The organism is Ruegeria sp. HKCCA0370 (assembly GCF_013033705.1).
GTDB lineage: Bacteria > Pseudomonadota > Alphaproteobacteria > Rhodobacterales > Rhodobacteraceae > Ruegeria.
In genome coordinates this window covers 26,030-38,455 of the sequence record NZ_WQEP01000006.1, presented here as the reverse complement: position 1 = coordinate 38,455, position 12,426 = coordinate 26,030, and the positions used below count along the sequence as shown (strand labels likewise).

16 protein-coding genes are annotated in these 12,426 nt (G+C 55.7%); 11 read left to right on the top strand and 5 right to left on the bottom strand.

Going from position 1 to position 12,426, the window contains the following annotated elements:
• The gene (locus GOW31_RS13480) at positions 1 to 1,101 is read right to left on the bottom strand and encodes a Hint domain-containing protein (protein ID WP_171170737.1); all 1,101 of its coding nucleotides are present in this window, start codon (positions 1,099 to 1,101) and stop codon (positions 1 to 3) included.
• A 161-nt stretch (positions 1,102 to 1,262) separates the two neighbouring features.
• On the opposite strand from GOW31_RS13480, the gene lepA reads away from it, so the two are divergent.
• The 5 genes from lepA (at position 1,263) to GOW31_RS13455 (ending at position 5,667) form a co-directional block, all read left to right on the top strand.
• Positions 1,263 to 3,062 carry a translation elongation factor 4 gene (lepA, locus tag GOW31_RS13475; RefSeq protein WP_171170735.1) on the top strand — a complete coding sequence of 600 codons (1,800 nt, stop codon included), beginning with the start codon at positions 1,263 to 1,265 and terminating at the stop codon, positions 3,060 to 3,062.
• A 234-nt stretch (positions 3,063 to 3,296) separates the two neighbouring features.
• A complete protein-coding gene (locus GOW31_RS13470; protein ID WP_217356683.1) occupies positions 3,297 to 3,983 on the top strand; it encodes a hypothetical protein in 687 nt (228 codons plus the stop codon).
• Between the two features lie 370 nt (positions 3,984 to 4,353).
• Positions 4,354 to 4,707, top strand: coding sequence for a hypothetical protein (locus tag GOW31_RS13465; RefSeq protein WP_171170731.1), 354 nt, complete (start codon positions 4,354 to 4,356; stop codon positions 4,705 to 4,707).
• A gap of 83 nt (positions 4,708 to 4,790) precedes the next feature.
• Positions 4,791 to 5,111 carry a hypothetical protein gene (locus GOW31_RS13460; protein ID WP_170345061.1) on the top strand — a complete coding sequence of 107 codons (321 nt, stop codon included), beginning with the start codon at positions 4,791 to 4,793 and terminating at the stop codon, positions 5,109 to 5,111.
• 106 nt (positions 5,112 to 5,217) lie between these two features.
• Positions 5,218 to 5,667, top strand: coding sequence for a hypothetical protein (locus GOW31_RS13455; protein WP_152457340.1), 450 nt, complete (start codon positions 5,218 to 5,220; stop codon positions 5,665 to 5,667).
• Positions 5,668 to 5,901: 234 nt separating this feature from the next.
• Here the strand turns inward: GOW31_RS13455 and GOW31_RS13450 are convergent, their stop codons facing one another.
• From GOW31_RS13450 to GOW31_RS13440, 3 genes are all read right to left on the bottom strand, one after another.
• Positions 5,902 to 6,192, bottom strand: coding sequence for a type II toxin-antitoxin system Phd/YefM family antitoxin (locus GOW31_RS13450; RefSeq protein ID WP_171170729.1), 291 nt, complete (start codon positions 6,190 to 6,192; stop codon positions 5,902 to 5,904).
• Positions 6,193 to 7,020: 828 nt separating this feature from the next.
• Positions 7,021 to 7,158: an entericidin A/B family lipoprotein gene (locus tag GOW31_RS13445; protein WP_152457342.1), complete on the bottom strand. Its 138-nt coding sequence runs from the start codon at positions 7,156 to 7,158 to the stop codon at positions 7,021 to 7,023.
• A gap of 61 nt (positions 7,159 to 7,219) precedes the next feature.
• On the bottom strand, positions 7,220 to 7,561 hold the full coding sequence (locus tag GOW31_RS13440; protein ID WP_171117644.1) for a helix-turn-helix transcriptional regulator: 342 nt from the start codon (positions 7,559 to 7,561) through the stop codon (positions 7,220 to 7,222).
• A 368-nt stretch (positions 7,562 to 7,929) separates the two neighbouring features.
• On the opposite strand from GOW31_RS13440, the gene GOW31_RS13435 reads away from it, so the two are divergent.
• The 6 genes from GOW31_RS13435 (at position 7,930) to GOW31_RS13410 (ending at position 11,812) form a co-directional block, all read left to right on the top strand.
• Positions 7,930 to 8,562: an ATP-dependent Clp protease proteolytic subunit gene (locus GOW31_RS13435; protein WP_171170727.1), complete on the top strand. Its 633-nt coding sequence runs from the start codon at positions 7,930 to 7,932 to the stop codon at positions 8,560 to 8,562.
• A 131-nt stretch (positions 8,563 to 8,693) separates the two neighbouring features.
• A complete protein-coding gene (gene clpX / locus GOW31_RS13430; protein ID WP_152457344.1) occupies positions 8,694 to 9,962 on the top strand; it encodes an ATP-dependent Clp protease ATP-binding subunit ClpX in 1,269 nt (422 codons plus the stop codon).
• A 195-nt stretch (positions 9,963 to 10,157) separates the two neighbouring features.
• Positions 10,158 to 10,520: a RidA family protein gene (locus GOW31_RS13425; RefSeq protein ID WP_171117647.1), complete on the top strand. Its 363-nt coding sequence runs from the start codon at positions 10,158 to 10,160 to the stop codon at positions 10,518 to 10,520.
• A gap of 79 nt (positions 10,521 to 10,599) precedes the next feature.
• Positions 10,600 to 10,983 carry an NADH:ubiquinone oxidoreductase subunit NDUFA12 gene (locus tag GOW31_RS13420; protein WP_152457346.1) on the top strand — a complete coding sequence of 128 codons (384 nt, stop codon included), beginning with the start codon at positions 10,600 to 10,602 and terminating at the stop codon, positions 10,981 to 10,983.
• Positions 10,984 to 10,994: 11 nt separating this feature from the next.
• Positions 10,995 to 11,447: an outer membrane lipid asymmetry maintenance protein MlaD gene (mlaD, locus tag GOW31_RS13415; RefSeq protein ID WP_170345068.1), complete on the top strand. Its 453-nt coding sequence runs from the start codon at positions 10,995 to 10,997 to the stop codon at positions 11,445 to 11,447.
• Positions 11,444 to 11,812 carry a DUF2155 domain-containing protein gene (locus GOW31_RS13410; protein WP_171117650.1) on the top strand — a complete coding sequence of 123 codons (369 nt, stop codon included), beginning with the start codon at positions 11,444 to 11,446 and terminating at the stop codon, positions 11,810 to 11,812. The genes mlaD and GOW31_RS13410 overlap by 4 nt, the downstream gene beginning before the upstream one ends.
• Here GOW31_RS13410 and aat read toward each other — a convergent pair.
• Positions 11,767 to 12,399 carry a leucyl/phenylalanyl-tRNA--protein transferase gene (gene aat / locus GOW31_RS13405; protein ID WP_174829383.1) on the bottom strand — a complete coding sequence of 211 codons (633 nt, stop codon included), beginning with the start codon at positions 12,397 to 12,399 and terminating at the stop codon, positions 11,767 to 11,769. The genes GOW31_RS13410 and aat overlap by 46 nt on opposite strands.
• Between the last annotated feature and the right edge of the window lie 27 nt (positions 12,400 to 12,426).

Sequence of the window (12,426 nt, the reverse complement as noted above, 5' to 3'; positions counted from 1 at the left end):
TCATGCCTCGTTTTTGCCTGCCCGGAGGGATCTTGCGCCCCTCTCGGCCTGCGGCGAAGTATGAATCAAACTGGAGTTTGGATCAACGGACAAGATGCTGTTGATCAGGAATGTTGCCTCTTTTCTCTTCAGCGTCAGCCTCGCGGTTTCAACGGCATATGTATCCTGATCGACCAGGCTGCGAAAGAACAGATCATCCGGGTTCTGGCCGCTGGTGGATGGTGCCAGCAGCAGGCTTTCGGAAATTGCTCCGTTGGCGTTAATGACATTATGTGTCTCAAGCAGCAGATGATGGTAAATTGCACTGTTTTCTCTGCACAATGTTGCAATGCTCGCATCAACAAGGCTGATGGCTGGAACAAACACTTCGTTCTCTGCACAAAGGATTTCAGCCAAAGGGTGCGTAACCAGCATTCTGTGTTGCTGTGACACTTTCAAAGGCGCGAAATTCGAAAGCGTTCCCTCGGGAATTTCGACCATTCTGAAACGTCCGGCTGTGATGACAGCCTGTTCGCCCGTCCAGATGACGGGTAGATAGCCATTGTCACGGGTCCAAATCTCATCACCCGGCTTCAGCATTTCGATGGGGCGGTATCCGGATTTGGTTTCGATCAGTGTCCCACGGCAGTAGCAAATGGGGCTGACATATGCGTTTGATGCGAAGCTTGGGCCTTCTTGCGTACTGACGACCGTCAGAGGGACTCCGGCTGGTGGAAACTGTCCGGGTCCGCCGATGAATGCGATGCCCTCGACGGTTCCATATGCCGGTGATGAGTTGTTCACGTTGAACGCAACCGCCTGCCACGTGGTTGTCCCGTCTGTCAAAGTAATACCATATTCGGCTTCAACACGCGTGCCGCTGGCGAAAAGCGTACCATCGATTGTCTGATCGCCGTTTAACCGCTGATTGCCATCATTGTCGGAAAAGTTGGTGTCCGATCCGGCATCCGTGATGAAAACTTCGGTCGCAGTGCGCGAATTGATTGTAATCGTCTCGCCAATAAGATGTATCCCCGTGCCCTGATTGATCCCGTCCAGACCCTGCGCCACAGAGACGGACAATTGACCTTCACCCAACACAAAGATCGAATAATCGGCCAAGTCTTCCCTGCTTTCTGTTTTTGAAACGGCCAGATGATGCGATCATCTTAACTATTCACTGATTTCGGGTAAATGCCGCTGAACAGAAAGGCGCGGGTGGGACCTTTTTTGCAACGCTTCAACGCTTGACGAGGGGCAAAACTCCCGACATATCCCACTCCATGACAGACCTCGCTCATATCCGCAATTTCTCCATCGTCGCGCATATCGACCATGGCAAATCCACCCTTGCTGACCGGCTCATCCAAGAGACCGGCACGGTCAAGGATCGCGACATGAAGGAACAGCTGCTCGACAGCATGGATATCGAGCGCGAGCGCGGCATCACCATCAAGGCCAACACGGTTCGCATCGACTATACCGCCGACAATGGCGAACAGTACGTGCTGAACCTGATCGACACCCCCGGCCACGTGGACTTCGCCTATGAAGTCTCGCGGTCGATGCGCGCGGTCGAAGGCTCTCTGCTGGTCGTGGACTCGACCCAAGGGGTCGAGGCGCAGACGCTGGCGAACGTGTATCAGGCCATCGACGCGGATCATGAGATCGTGCCGGTGCTGAACAAGATCGACCTGCCCGCGTCCGACTGTGACCGCGTGGCCGAACAGATCGAAGATGTGATCGGCATCGACGCGACCGATGCCATTCAGGTTTCCGCCAAGACGGGGCAGGGCATCCACGAAACTCTGGAAGCAATCGTGCAGCACCTGCCCGCACCGAAGGGCAATCTGGACGCGCCTCTCAAGGCGATGCTGGTGGATTCATGGTACGACGCCTATCTGGGCGTCATCGTTCTGGTCCGCATCATGGACGGTACGTTGAAAAAGGGCATGCGGGTCAAGTTCATGTCGAACGGCACCCTGCACCATGTCGATCGCGTCGGCGTCTTCCGGCCTGAGATGGAGATGGTTGACAGCCTTGGCCCCGGTGAGATCGGCTTCCTCACCGCATCCATCAAACAGGTCCGCGACACCCGCGTCGGCGACACCATCACCAATGACCGCAACGGCACCGAAGAGGCCCTGCCGGGCTTCAAACCCGCGCAGCCGGTGGTGTTCTGCGGCCTTTTCCCGGTGGACAGTGCCGAATTCGAAGACCTGCGGGATGCGATCGACAAACTGGCGCTCAACGATGCCTCTTTCTCGTTCGAAATGGAAACCTCGGCCGCGCTGGGCTTTGGCTTCCGCTGCGGCTTCCTGGGCCTGCTGCACCTTGAGGTCATCCGCGACCGTATCGAACGTGAATATGATATCGAGCTCATCACCACCGCCCCCTCGGTGATCTATCACGTCTACATGAAAGACGGCGAGATGATCGAGCTGCACAACCCCGCCGACATGCCCGACCCCTCCAAGGTCGACCATATCGAGGAACCGCGCATCAAGGCGACCATACTTGTTCCGGACGAATACCTCGGCGACGTGCTGAAACTCTGCCAGGACCGCCGCGGCATCCAACTGGATCTGACCTATGCGGGCAGCCGCGCCATGGTCGTTTATGACCTGCCGCTGAACGAGGTTGTCTTTGACTTCTATGACCGCCTGAAATCGGTGACCAAGGGCTATGCTTCGTTCGACTACCAGATGACCGGCTATACCGAGGACAATCTGGTCAAGATGTCGGTGCTGGTGAATGACGAGCCCGTCGATGCGCTCTCGACCATGGTTCACCGCGACCGGGCCGAGATGCGGGGCCGGGCGATGTGCGAAAAGCTCAAGGACCTGATCCCGCGCCACATGTTCAAAATCCCGATCCAGGCCGCCATCGGAGGCAAGGTCATCGCCCGCGAGACCCTCTCGGCGCTGCGCAAGGACGTGACCGCCAAATGCTACGGAGGCGACGCCACGCGGAAACGCAAATTGCTGGACAAGCAGAAGGCGGGTAAGAAAAAGATGCGCCAATTCGGAAAAGTTGATATACCGCAGGAGGCGTTTATTTCGGCGCTAAAAATGGACGGGTGATTCAATCTGAACAAGTTATCCCAAGGTGTTTTTTCGGTTGCACGCCTTGTTTGGCTGATTCCCGCGACAAGCGGGATTCACTTCATTGCCTTTCTGTGGGCAATTTCGGAAGGAAACTCCTATGCCCCGTCATCCTACACGATTATTTCGCCCGCGGTCGTCTCCAACTTTCTGTTTACTCTCTCTTTGCATTTGTTGCTGGCGACCGGTGTAGCTCAGGTTGTAAGACTTTATTTGTTGGACGCTATTGAGCCCGCCGTAGCCGAATCTACGAAAATTCGTCGAACAGTCGAAGTATTTAGGCTTTCTAGTGGCTTCATGTTTTGGTGGAATGTTCTACTATTTGCCTTATTTTTGCCCATCAACTTATTGTTGGTATTTCCAGTAATAATTTGGTCGCGGCTTGTCGCACCTTTCCTTCGTGGTGTAGTTGGCGGGATATTATTTATTTTTGCCATTTTCAGTTTTGCATATGATGGTTTTTATGGTTTTGTTTTCGGATTATCTTTTGTTTTTTTAATATCCTTGATGCTTTATCCTGTATGGGTTTACTTAAAATGGCTTGAACAAAGATTTGATTTTACTGATACACACGGGGAACTTCCAAGTCTTCACTATCATGTTGATTGGATAAAAAATAACTGGCTGTCAACGAGTCTAATTGTCGGATTTGCGCGTATTGTCCTTATTCCGGCGTTGTTCGCTTTGTCGGCAATTTCCGGATTTGCTCGCGCGAGCTTTTTGTCGCATGACATTTATAGAATTGAATTTTTGGAAACTCCTGCAGGGAATGATGTTATAGTTTCACCAATTTATCTTTACAGTTCGGGTGGGTTGTATGTTTTTATCGAAGATAAGCTTTCCTATCTGCCAATGTCTGGAATTCGGTCAGTAATTTCCAACCCCGCCTTAAGTGATTGAATGCATCAAATTCTTTTTAGTCATGGCCGCTAAGGAAATTGAAGCCGCACTGGTAAAACCGAGGGTGGTTATCAAAATAACTTTATGAATACTGTCGGTTAGGCCACTTCGCCCATCGGCACCGCCGGGCCGCGCCGACCCGCCCCCGTCAAACCTAAGGTTTGCCTCCGGCAAAACGGGCGGAACGTTTGCGCTCCGGGGCTCCGCCCGTTCTCGGCTGAATTCGTCCACTGGACGAATTCCGAGACGCCGCTTACCCTCTTGGGCCGGCGCGGCCCCCGGTTTTGCCCAAACTCCTAAATTTCTGAAATTCAACCAAAAGTGCTACATTCCCCTCATTCCAAACAGATTTTTCAAAGGGGGAAGTGTTATGGACCCGCAATTGCGTTCCGAGATTTCGATGCATCGTCTCGAGCATTACTACGACATCATGCGCACCTCGATCTTTGCCTATGTCGCCATCGCCGCGGTCATTGGGTTTGGGGCTGAAGGGGTTGCTCTGCCGCTGATCGTTCTGGTGCTTGTGATCACCACCTATGGCGTTCTGGCGGGCAAGACCGCGCTGGAAGATGTTGAAAACCTGCGCGGCGACATGACCGAGGAGTTTGCGCAGACCAGCTTTGCCCAAGGATTGAAGGCGCGTAACCTGAAAGGGCTGATCCTGACGTCGAATGTGTTGCTGGGTCTGATTGGGCTGTCCGAACTCATCGCAATCGTGTTCTGACCGGAGTCTGTGACCAACCTCACAGCCTCAACTTCGCCCACCTGCTAAAGTTGACGCAACGGCAACTTCGGCAGGAGGCCCCTATGTCCACATCGCTCATCCCTCTCATCGCCCTCGGGTCGGCGGGTCTCTATTCCGTTGCCATGATCTCGATGAAGTTCTGGTGGAAGATCCCCGGTGTTGGCCTGACCCTTCTGATCGTTGCCACGCTGCTGGCCGCCGCGACGCTGGAACTTGCCGCGCTGCGCAACGAACGATTGGGCATCATCTATACCGGCATTCTCGGGGCCGAGGTCGTGCTGATCGCCATCGCCTCGTATTTCCTGTTTGGCGAGAACTTTTCCTATCGCGAGGGGATTGGCATCGCGCTGGTCATTGTCGGGACAGCTCTGGCCTGGGCCTGAAGCCCCATTCTAAGCCGCCGCTGAACCAATCATGAAGTTTCCCTTAAGTAAGTTGTAACCTGCCCGGGCTCTCCCAATCTGTTGACCAGACAGAAGGAGAGAGCCCATGACCAGATACATGACTGCCGGAGCAGCCGCTTTGGCCACGACCCTCGCCCTTGGAACGGCCGCGCTGGCCGATACCACGCCCGACCTGCGCGGCACCTGGCTGGGGTCCTACACGACCGTCCAGCCCAGCCATTACTACAAAGGCGATCAGCCCCGGTTCAATCAGGCCGAATGGATGCTGGATGTGCAGCTTCAGGATGGCAACGTTTTCTGGGGGCACAGCAAATGGCGTCGCGATGGCGATACCGACTGGAATGAATACGAGGCCACCGGCACCATCAGCCTCGATGGGACGGGCAGCATCGGCATCGTCGAAACCTCACCTCTGCTGATCGGCGCGAATGCGTTGATCGATGCGCGGTACGAAGACGGCAAGATCTTTGCCGATTTCCGTAGCCTGCGGAACGGAACGACCTACAGCACCGTTCTGGAACGTCAGGTGAACTGAAGCGTGTCCGGCCCGGGCGATTGTAGGGGGTAAGTATCGCTGCTGCAATTTTGACTGCGGCGGAGGTTAGTAGGTTGCTACGCGCGGGTCGGACCGCTTCTCAAAAACGGAACCATCGTCTCCACAGCGAGGAGACGGGCCGGGCGGCCAGTTCACCGCCTGCGACAGGATCCAGACCGCCCCGCGCAAGAATGCGGCGTTCCTCGGCGCGGGTCATCTGGATTTCGCGAACCTTCAGCGCGGCTTCGCGCGCGGTGACGCGGTGACATAGCTGCCGTCCGGTCCCGGTTCCATTCCGGGGATGTTGCGTCCCCGCGACCACATCCCGCGAATGCCCGACAGCGGATGTTTCCACCCGATTTCGTCATCATCCTGCAAATGCCAGATCCGCTTCGCTTCGGCGACCGAGACCAGAGCGGCCAGCGGTTTACCGTGCCGGGTCAGTATGATCACTTCTCGCGGGTCCTGTGCGCGGGTGACCAGAGCGCCCAAATGGGCGCGCGCATGGGAAATGGTGCAACGCATCGGCGAATCTCCACATGTACGATTCGAAAGATTGGTGGTCCGAGAGTTGTACAAATCCTTCGATTCTCAACTAATGGCGCGTACGGTGGCCTTTGCGCCCGCAGCATTGGGCCAAAAACCGGGCTCAGGTTCAGGCCTGAAAATGTCCCGGGACAAACATGCGTGGAGTCGAAACTTCTCGGATTATCCACAAAGATTTCCCGGCAGATACCAACAGTTTATCCCCGTCTAATTTTCATGCTGCGGTGCTATTTTCTTGTCAGATACAAAGCATGCTGCAACAGTCTGAACACCACACAGGTTCTTCGGAACCGAAGGTGGGACGCAAAGGCCCGGGGGTCTTGGCAGAGAGACTGGATCTTAGGATTTGCGTTGAACTGCAATGGCTTACCGGTGGGTGATCAGCCGAGTAAGGGCTTCATGCCCAAGTCGGATGGTTACCTTCTCAGAAGGCCGATGCATGCTGTGATGTCTCTTCGGGGACAATGCAGTCGCTGCAGTCTCTCAGGGGGCTGTAGCAACTGGATCGGGTGCTCTTCGGAGCGCATCGACCCGGTAAGGCGTCAGGAGTGTCCGAAAGGATGCATGCAAAGACCGCGTCTGCGCACCTGGCGCCTTTTCCTTTGCCGGATTTCGGTTTCATACAGGCTACCACTCACCCCTGCCGAAAGGGACCGGGGCTCTTCTGCGTGTGCGAAAGAGCCCCGATTTAGCGTCAGATGATGCAATGCCGCGTCTATGCACCTGTAAGGGAAAGCTACCGCGGCATGCCATGTCTTTCAACTATATATTGAGAGAAGGCCCGCGCGCGGCGCAAAATAAAGTGTATTACAGGCTTTCCTGCACGTCGGTTGCTGCGCCTTGGATGGCATCTCCGGCTTTTTCGATATCCTTGCCGGCGCCTTTGGCGGTTTCGCAGGCAGTCAGTGCAAACAGGCTCAGGCCCATCAGAATTACGCGGATCATGTTCGTCTCCTTGGTGCTCGATTATTTTTCGGTAGCACCTTTTTTCAGCCGGAGCCAGTTCCTAGGCCGGACCGTCGCTGCAGAAGAGCTCGTAAACGACTTCGAGCATGCGGCGTGGACGATCATCCGCCAGACGATAGTAGATGGCTTTACCTTCCCTGCGAGGTATCACCAACCCTTCAAGTCGCAGACGGGAAAGTTGCTGTGATACAGCGGCTTGTCTGGCGGACAGCAATTCTTCCAGTTCGGTGACGGATTTTTCACCGGACACCAGATGGCAGAGGATCATCAATCTGCCTTCGTGGCTTATTGCCTTGAGAAAATTGGAAGCGCGTGTCGCGTTGGTGACCATGCGGTCAAAATCTTCTTTTGACATGTCATTGGACAGCTGAGGAAGTGCCATCGATTGAGTTCCTTGCAAACCCGTTGGCCGGGTGTTGTTTCCGTTACGTAAAGAGGCGTGAGTGTGAGACCCTTCAGTACACGTTTCGTACATTCATTTCTATATGTATGAATCAAAATAGCGTGATGTATGAAAGGGGAATTCGGATTGAACGTTCCCGCAACGCGAGGGGGCAGATGATTCACTTTAAGGCGATCTGCGGATCGTTGCCGGAAACAACAGATGGTTCGCCTTGACGATTGATGATGATCGACATTCGGTCAGCGTTCTCACTTGCCCCCCTTGCAGCCCCCCTTAGCCGACACTAAGACTCAGGTAACACTTGTTGGGATATTGTCCCGATCCATAGCTAAACAGGCAGGTTACGAATGTTCGATCCCTTAGAAACCTACATGAATACACTTGTTCCCATGGTCGTTGAGCAGACCAGCCGGGGCGAGCGCGCCTATGATATTTTCTCCCGCCTGCTGAAAGAGCGGATCATATTCATCAACGGACCGATTCATGATGGGATGAGCCATCTTGTTGTGGCGCAATTGCTGCACCTCGAGGCGGAAAACCCCAACAAGGAAATCTCGATCTACATCAACTCGCCGGGCGGGGTGGTGACCAGCGGTTTGTCGATTTACGACACAATGCAATACATCAAGCCGAAATGTTCCACATTGGTGATCGGTCAGGCGGCTTCAATGGGCTCGGTCCTTTTGGCCGGGGGCGAGAAGGGAATGCGCTTTTCACTGCCCAACAGCCGCATCATGGTGCACCAGCCCAGTGGCGGATACCAGGGCCAGGCCAGCGACATCATGATTCACGCGGCCGAGACGCAAAAGCTGAAGGATCGCCTGTATGACATCTACGTACGTCATACGGGGCAGACGAAAAAGGCCGTCGAAAAAGCGCTGGATCGTGACAATTTCATGAGCCCGGAAGAGGCCAAGGAATGGGGTCACATCGACGAGATTGTCGAAAACCGAGCGAAAATGGACACGGAAGAGGCCTGAGGCCGATACCTCGCGTCACCGGCGCGGGGGTCATTTTGAGATTGTAGCCGCCAGAGTGCTGGCCTAAGCTGCACACACAGGTGTAAGCGCCCCCGAAAAGGGGCGCAGGGACGAAGCCCGAAAGGTAGATCATGGCGACGAATTCAGGCGGCGATGGAAAAAACACGCTCTACTGCAGCTTCTGTGGCAAAAGCCAGCATGAAGTCCGTAAGCTGATCGCAGGCCCCACAGTTTTCATCTGTGATGAATGTGTTGAGCTGTGCATGGACATCATCCGCGAAGAGACCAAGGCCAGCGGGCTGAAGTCATCCGACGGTGTTCCGACGCCCAAGGATATCTGCGAAGTATTGGACGATTATGTAATCGGTCAGGCCACGGCAAAGCGGGTTCTGTCGGTGGCCGTTCACAACCATTACAAGCGTTTGAACCACGCTCAGAAAGCGGGCAGCGATATCGAGCTGGCAAAGTCGAATATCCTGCTGATCGGTCCGACCGGTTGCGGTAAGACGCTGCTGGCGCAAACGCTGGCGCGTATTCTGGATGTGCCGTTTACCATGGCCGACGCGACGACCCTGACCGAAGCCGGCTATGTGGGTGAGGATGTCGAAAACATCATCCTCAAGCTGTTGCAGGCGAGTGAGTACAACGTCGAACGCGCGCAGCGCGGCATCGTCTATATCGATGAGGTCGACAAGATTACCCGCAAATCCGAAAACCCCTCGATCACGCGTGACGTGTCCGGTGAGGGCGTGCAGCAGGCCTTGCTGAAACTGATGGAAGGGACAGTGGCCAGCGTCCCTCCACAGGGTGGCCGCAAGCATCCCCAGCAGGAATTCCTGCAAGTGGATACGACGAACATTCTGTTCATCTGTGGCGGCGCGTTCGCGGGTCTGGACAAGATCATCGCGCAGCGTGGCAAAGGCTCGGCCATGGGCTTTGGTGCCGATGTGCGCGACAATGACGACCGCGGTGTGGGTGAGATATTCAAGGATCTGGAGCCCGAGGATCTGCTGAAATTCGGGCTGATCCCGGAATTCGTCGGTCGTCTGCCGGTTCTGGCGACGCTTGAGGATTTGGATGAAGACGCGCTGGTGACCATCCTGACCAAACCCAAGAACGCATTGGTCAAGCAATACCAGCGTTTGTTCGAACTGGAAGATGTTGAACTGGCCTTTACGGATGATGCCTTGAAGGCAATCGCAAAAAAGGCCATCGAGCGCAAAACCGGTGCGCGCGGTCTGCGGTCTATTCTCGAGGATATTCTGCTGGACACCATGTTCGAACTGCCGGGCATGAAAAATGTCAGCGAGGTTGTGGTGAACGAAGAGGCGGTGATGTCCGACGCGCAGCCGCTGTTCATCTATGCCGATGCGGCCAAGGAATCGGCCTCGGCGGGCTGAGGCCGGGCTATTTGCCGCGACGGTGGGACTTCACTTGAACCGGTTCAGGGGGCTCTGCCCCCGCTGCCCTTCGGGCATCCCCCCCGGGATATTATTAGCCAGATGAAGCTGTGGATCCGTCGCTCGCACATGAGTGTCGGTGCAGTTAGGCGGCGGAAGCTTAAGCAAGTTTTCGAACAACAAAGGTGACGGATTATGGCAGTAAAGCGCATTTCTTCGGGCGGTGAGTTCGAAGCCAAGGTCGGGTACTGCCGTGCGGTGGTCGCGGGCGGATGGGTTCACGTCGCCGGGACAGTCGGGCAGGGCGAGGACGTGGTGGCGCAATGCCGGTCTGCGCTGGACATCATCGGCAAGGCGCTGGCCGAGGCGGGCGCAGGCTTTGACGATGTGGTTCGGGTCACATACATGCTGCCCGATCGCAACGAGTTCGAGCCGTGCTGGCCGATCTTGGCCGAAACTTTTGGCACCAATCCTCCGGCAGCGACAATGATTGAATGCGGTTTGATTGATCCGAAATACAGGATCGAGATCGAAGTGACCGCCTTTCTGCCGGAGTGACGCAGGTGGTATCAGGGGCACTGGACCTTGGCGGGCCTTTGGTCCATACCTTTCTTCGACGAAATGCCGGAGGCACCCGATGGGAATCCTGAACAGTCTTTTGCGAGCCGTGACCTGGTGGAATGGGTCAACTTTGAACACTCAGATCTACACTGCACGCAAGGGCGTGAAAGTGGGCGAAGACAATGAAGGCAACGTGTTCTATCGCAATGCCGATGACAGCAAGCGTTGGGTTATCTTCAATGGCGAGGCCGAAGCCAGCCGGGTTGATCCTGAATGGCATGGTTGGTTGCATCGCACTTGGGACGAACCTCCGACAGATAAACCGCTGCCGCATAAATCCTGGGAAAAACCACATCAGGAAAACCTGACCGGCACCGCGCTGGCCTATGCTCCTGCCGGATCTCTGCGTCGCGCGGAACCGGTTGAACGTAAGGACTATGAGGCCTGGAGCCCGGAATAAACGAGGCGATAATGTCGACCCATAACTGGACCGAAGTTCTTGTCGGCGGCGTCGTTTTGGCCGGTGCTGTGGCATTTGGTGTCTATGCCAGCCAATCGACGGGCTTGTCGCAAGGGGCTGCTGGATATGAACTGGGTGCGTCTTTCAGATCTCTGGAGGGGGTGGGTGTCGGCACGGATGTTCGCCTTGCCGGCGTCAAGATCGGAACCGTAACGGGCGTCACCCTGAACCCTGAAACCTACCGCGCAGACACGACTTTCACGATTGCGGACGGGATTCTGGTGCCGGACGACAGTGCCATTGTCATTTCCTCAGAAGGTCTGCTGGGGGGCAATTTCGTCGAGGTGATGCCCGGTGGGTCGCCATTCTACTTTGATCCCGGCGATGAGATCGAGGATACGCAGGGCGCGGTCAGCCTGATTTCTCTTCTGGTCAAGTTCGTAGCCGGAGACGGCAGCGAATGATACGCGCCGCGTTTCTTGCCTTGTTGCTGGCCGCCACTGGTGCGGCTGCGCAGCAGAAAGTTCAATCTGGACCCGGGGCAATGTTGCGGGGCCTCGACAAGGTGAACGGCCAGACTGTCGATGTTGAATTGAAAACCGGCGAGACGGCAGCGGTTTTTGGGCTGGATGTTGCCTTGGGAGATTGCCGTTTTCCCGTTGACAATCCAACGGGTGACGCGTTCGCCTATCTGACCATCTGGGAGAGCGGAAAGGCCGATCAGCTGTTTGACGGTTGGATGATCGCAACCTCCCCCGCGTTGAACGCGCTGGATCACGCGCGTTATGACGTTTGGGTCATACGGTGTATCACACCTGCCGCCGACTGATTCAGCGGTGCCGAGAAATCGGCGCTGTGGTTCAAGGCCTCTTCCAGCTCTTTCTTGTAGGCGCTGCGCGGAATTTCGATTGCGCCCAAAGATGCCAGATGCGCGGTCAGAAACTGCGTGTCAAACAGGCGGAAGCCGGTTTGCCGCAGGCGGTCCACAAGATAGGCGAGGGCGATTTTCGAGGCGTCTTTGCGTCTTGAAAACATGCTTTCGCCGAAAAATGCTGCGCCCAGGGTCACGCCATAGACGCCGCCCACCAGAACGGTGTCTTCCCAGACTTCCAGTGAATGCGCATGCCCGGTTTGGTGCAACTGACGGTACAGGTCATGAAGTTCGGCGTTGATCCAGGTATCTGCCCTGTCGGCACACCCGTCGACGACGCCGGAAAAGTCCTGGTCGATCGAGATATCGAACCCGCAGTTTCGGATACGGCGCGCCAGGCTTCGGGAAATGTGGAATCCGTCCAGTGGAAAGACGCCGCGAAACTTGGGATCGACCCAAAACAGCTCGGGGTCATCGCGATGCTCGGCCATCGGAAAGATACCGATGGAATAGCCATGCAACAAAAGTTCGGGGGACAGGCTCATGTCAGGTATGAGGCAACCGGAGGGCAG

Bases quoted from the DNA above. Each gene is read 5' to 3' on its own strand.
- lepA (WP_171170735.1), top strand. From the start codon at position 1,263: ATGACAGACCTCGCTCATATCCGCAATTTCTCCATCGTCGCGCATATC.
- GOW31_RS13465 (WP_171170731.1), top strand. From the start codon at position 4,354: ATGGACCCGCAATTGCGTTCCGAGATTTCGATGCATCGTCTCGAGCAT.
- GOW31_RS13460 (WP_170345061.1), top strand. From the start codon at position 4,791: ATGTCCACATCGCTCATCCCTCTCATCGCCCTCGGGTCGGCGGGTCTC.
- GOW31_RS13455 (WP_152457340.1), top strand. From the start codon at position 5,218: ATGACCAGATACATGACTGCCGGAGCAGCCGCTTTGGCCACGACCCTC.
- GOW31_RS13450 (WP_171170729.1), bottom strand. From the start codon at position 6,192: ATGCGTTGCACCATTTCCCATGCGCGCGCCCATTTGGGCGCTCTGGTC.
- GOW31_RS13445 (WP_152457342.1), bottom strand. From the start codon at position 7,158: ATGATCCGCGTAATTCTGATGGGCCTGAGCCTGTTTGCACTGACTGCC.
- GOW31_RS13440 (WP_171117644.1), bottom strand. From the start codon at position 7,561: ATGGCACTTCCTCAGCTGTCCAATGACATGTCAAAAGAAGATTTTGAC.
- GOW31_RS13435 (WP_171170727.1), top strand. From the start codon at position 7,930: ATGTTCGATCCCTTAGAAACCTACATGAATACACTTGTTCCCATGGTC.
- clpX (WP_152457344.1), top strand. From the start codon at position 8,694: ATGGCGACGAATTCAGGCGGCGATGGAAAAAACACGCTCTACTGCAGC.
- GOW31_RS13425 (WP_171117647.1), top strand. From the start codon at position 10,158: ATGGCAGTAAAGCGCATTTCTTCGGGCGGTGAGTTCGAAGCCAAGGTC.
- GOW31_RS13420 (WP_152457346.1), top strand. From the start codon at position 10,600: ATGGGAATCCTGAACAGTCTTTTGCGAGCCGTGACCTGGTGGAATGGG.
- mlaD (WP_170345068.1), top strand. From the start codon at position 10,995: ATGTCGACCCATAACTGGACCGAAGTTCTTGTCGGCGGCGTCGTTTTG.
- GOW31_RS13410 (WP_171117650.1), top strand. From the start codon at position 11,444: ATGATACGCGCCGCGTTTCTTGCCTTGTTGCTGGCCGCCACTGGTGCG.
- aat (WP_174829383.1), bottom strand. From the start codon at position 12,399: ATGAGCCTGTCCCCCGAACTTTTGTTGCATGGCTATTCCATCGGTATC.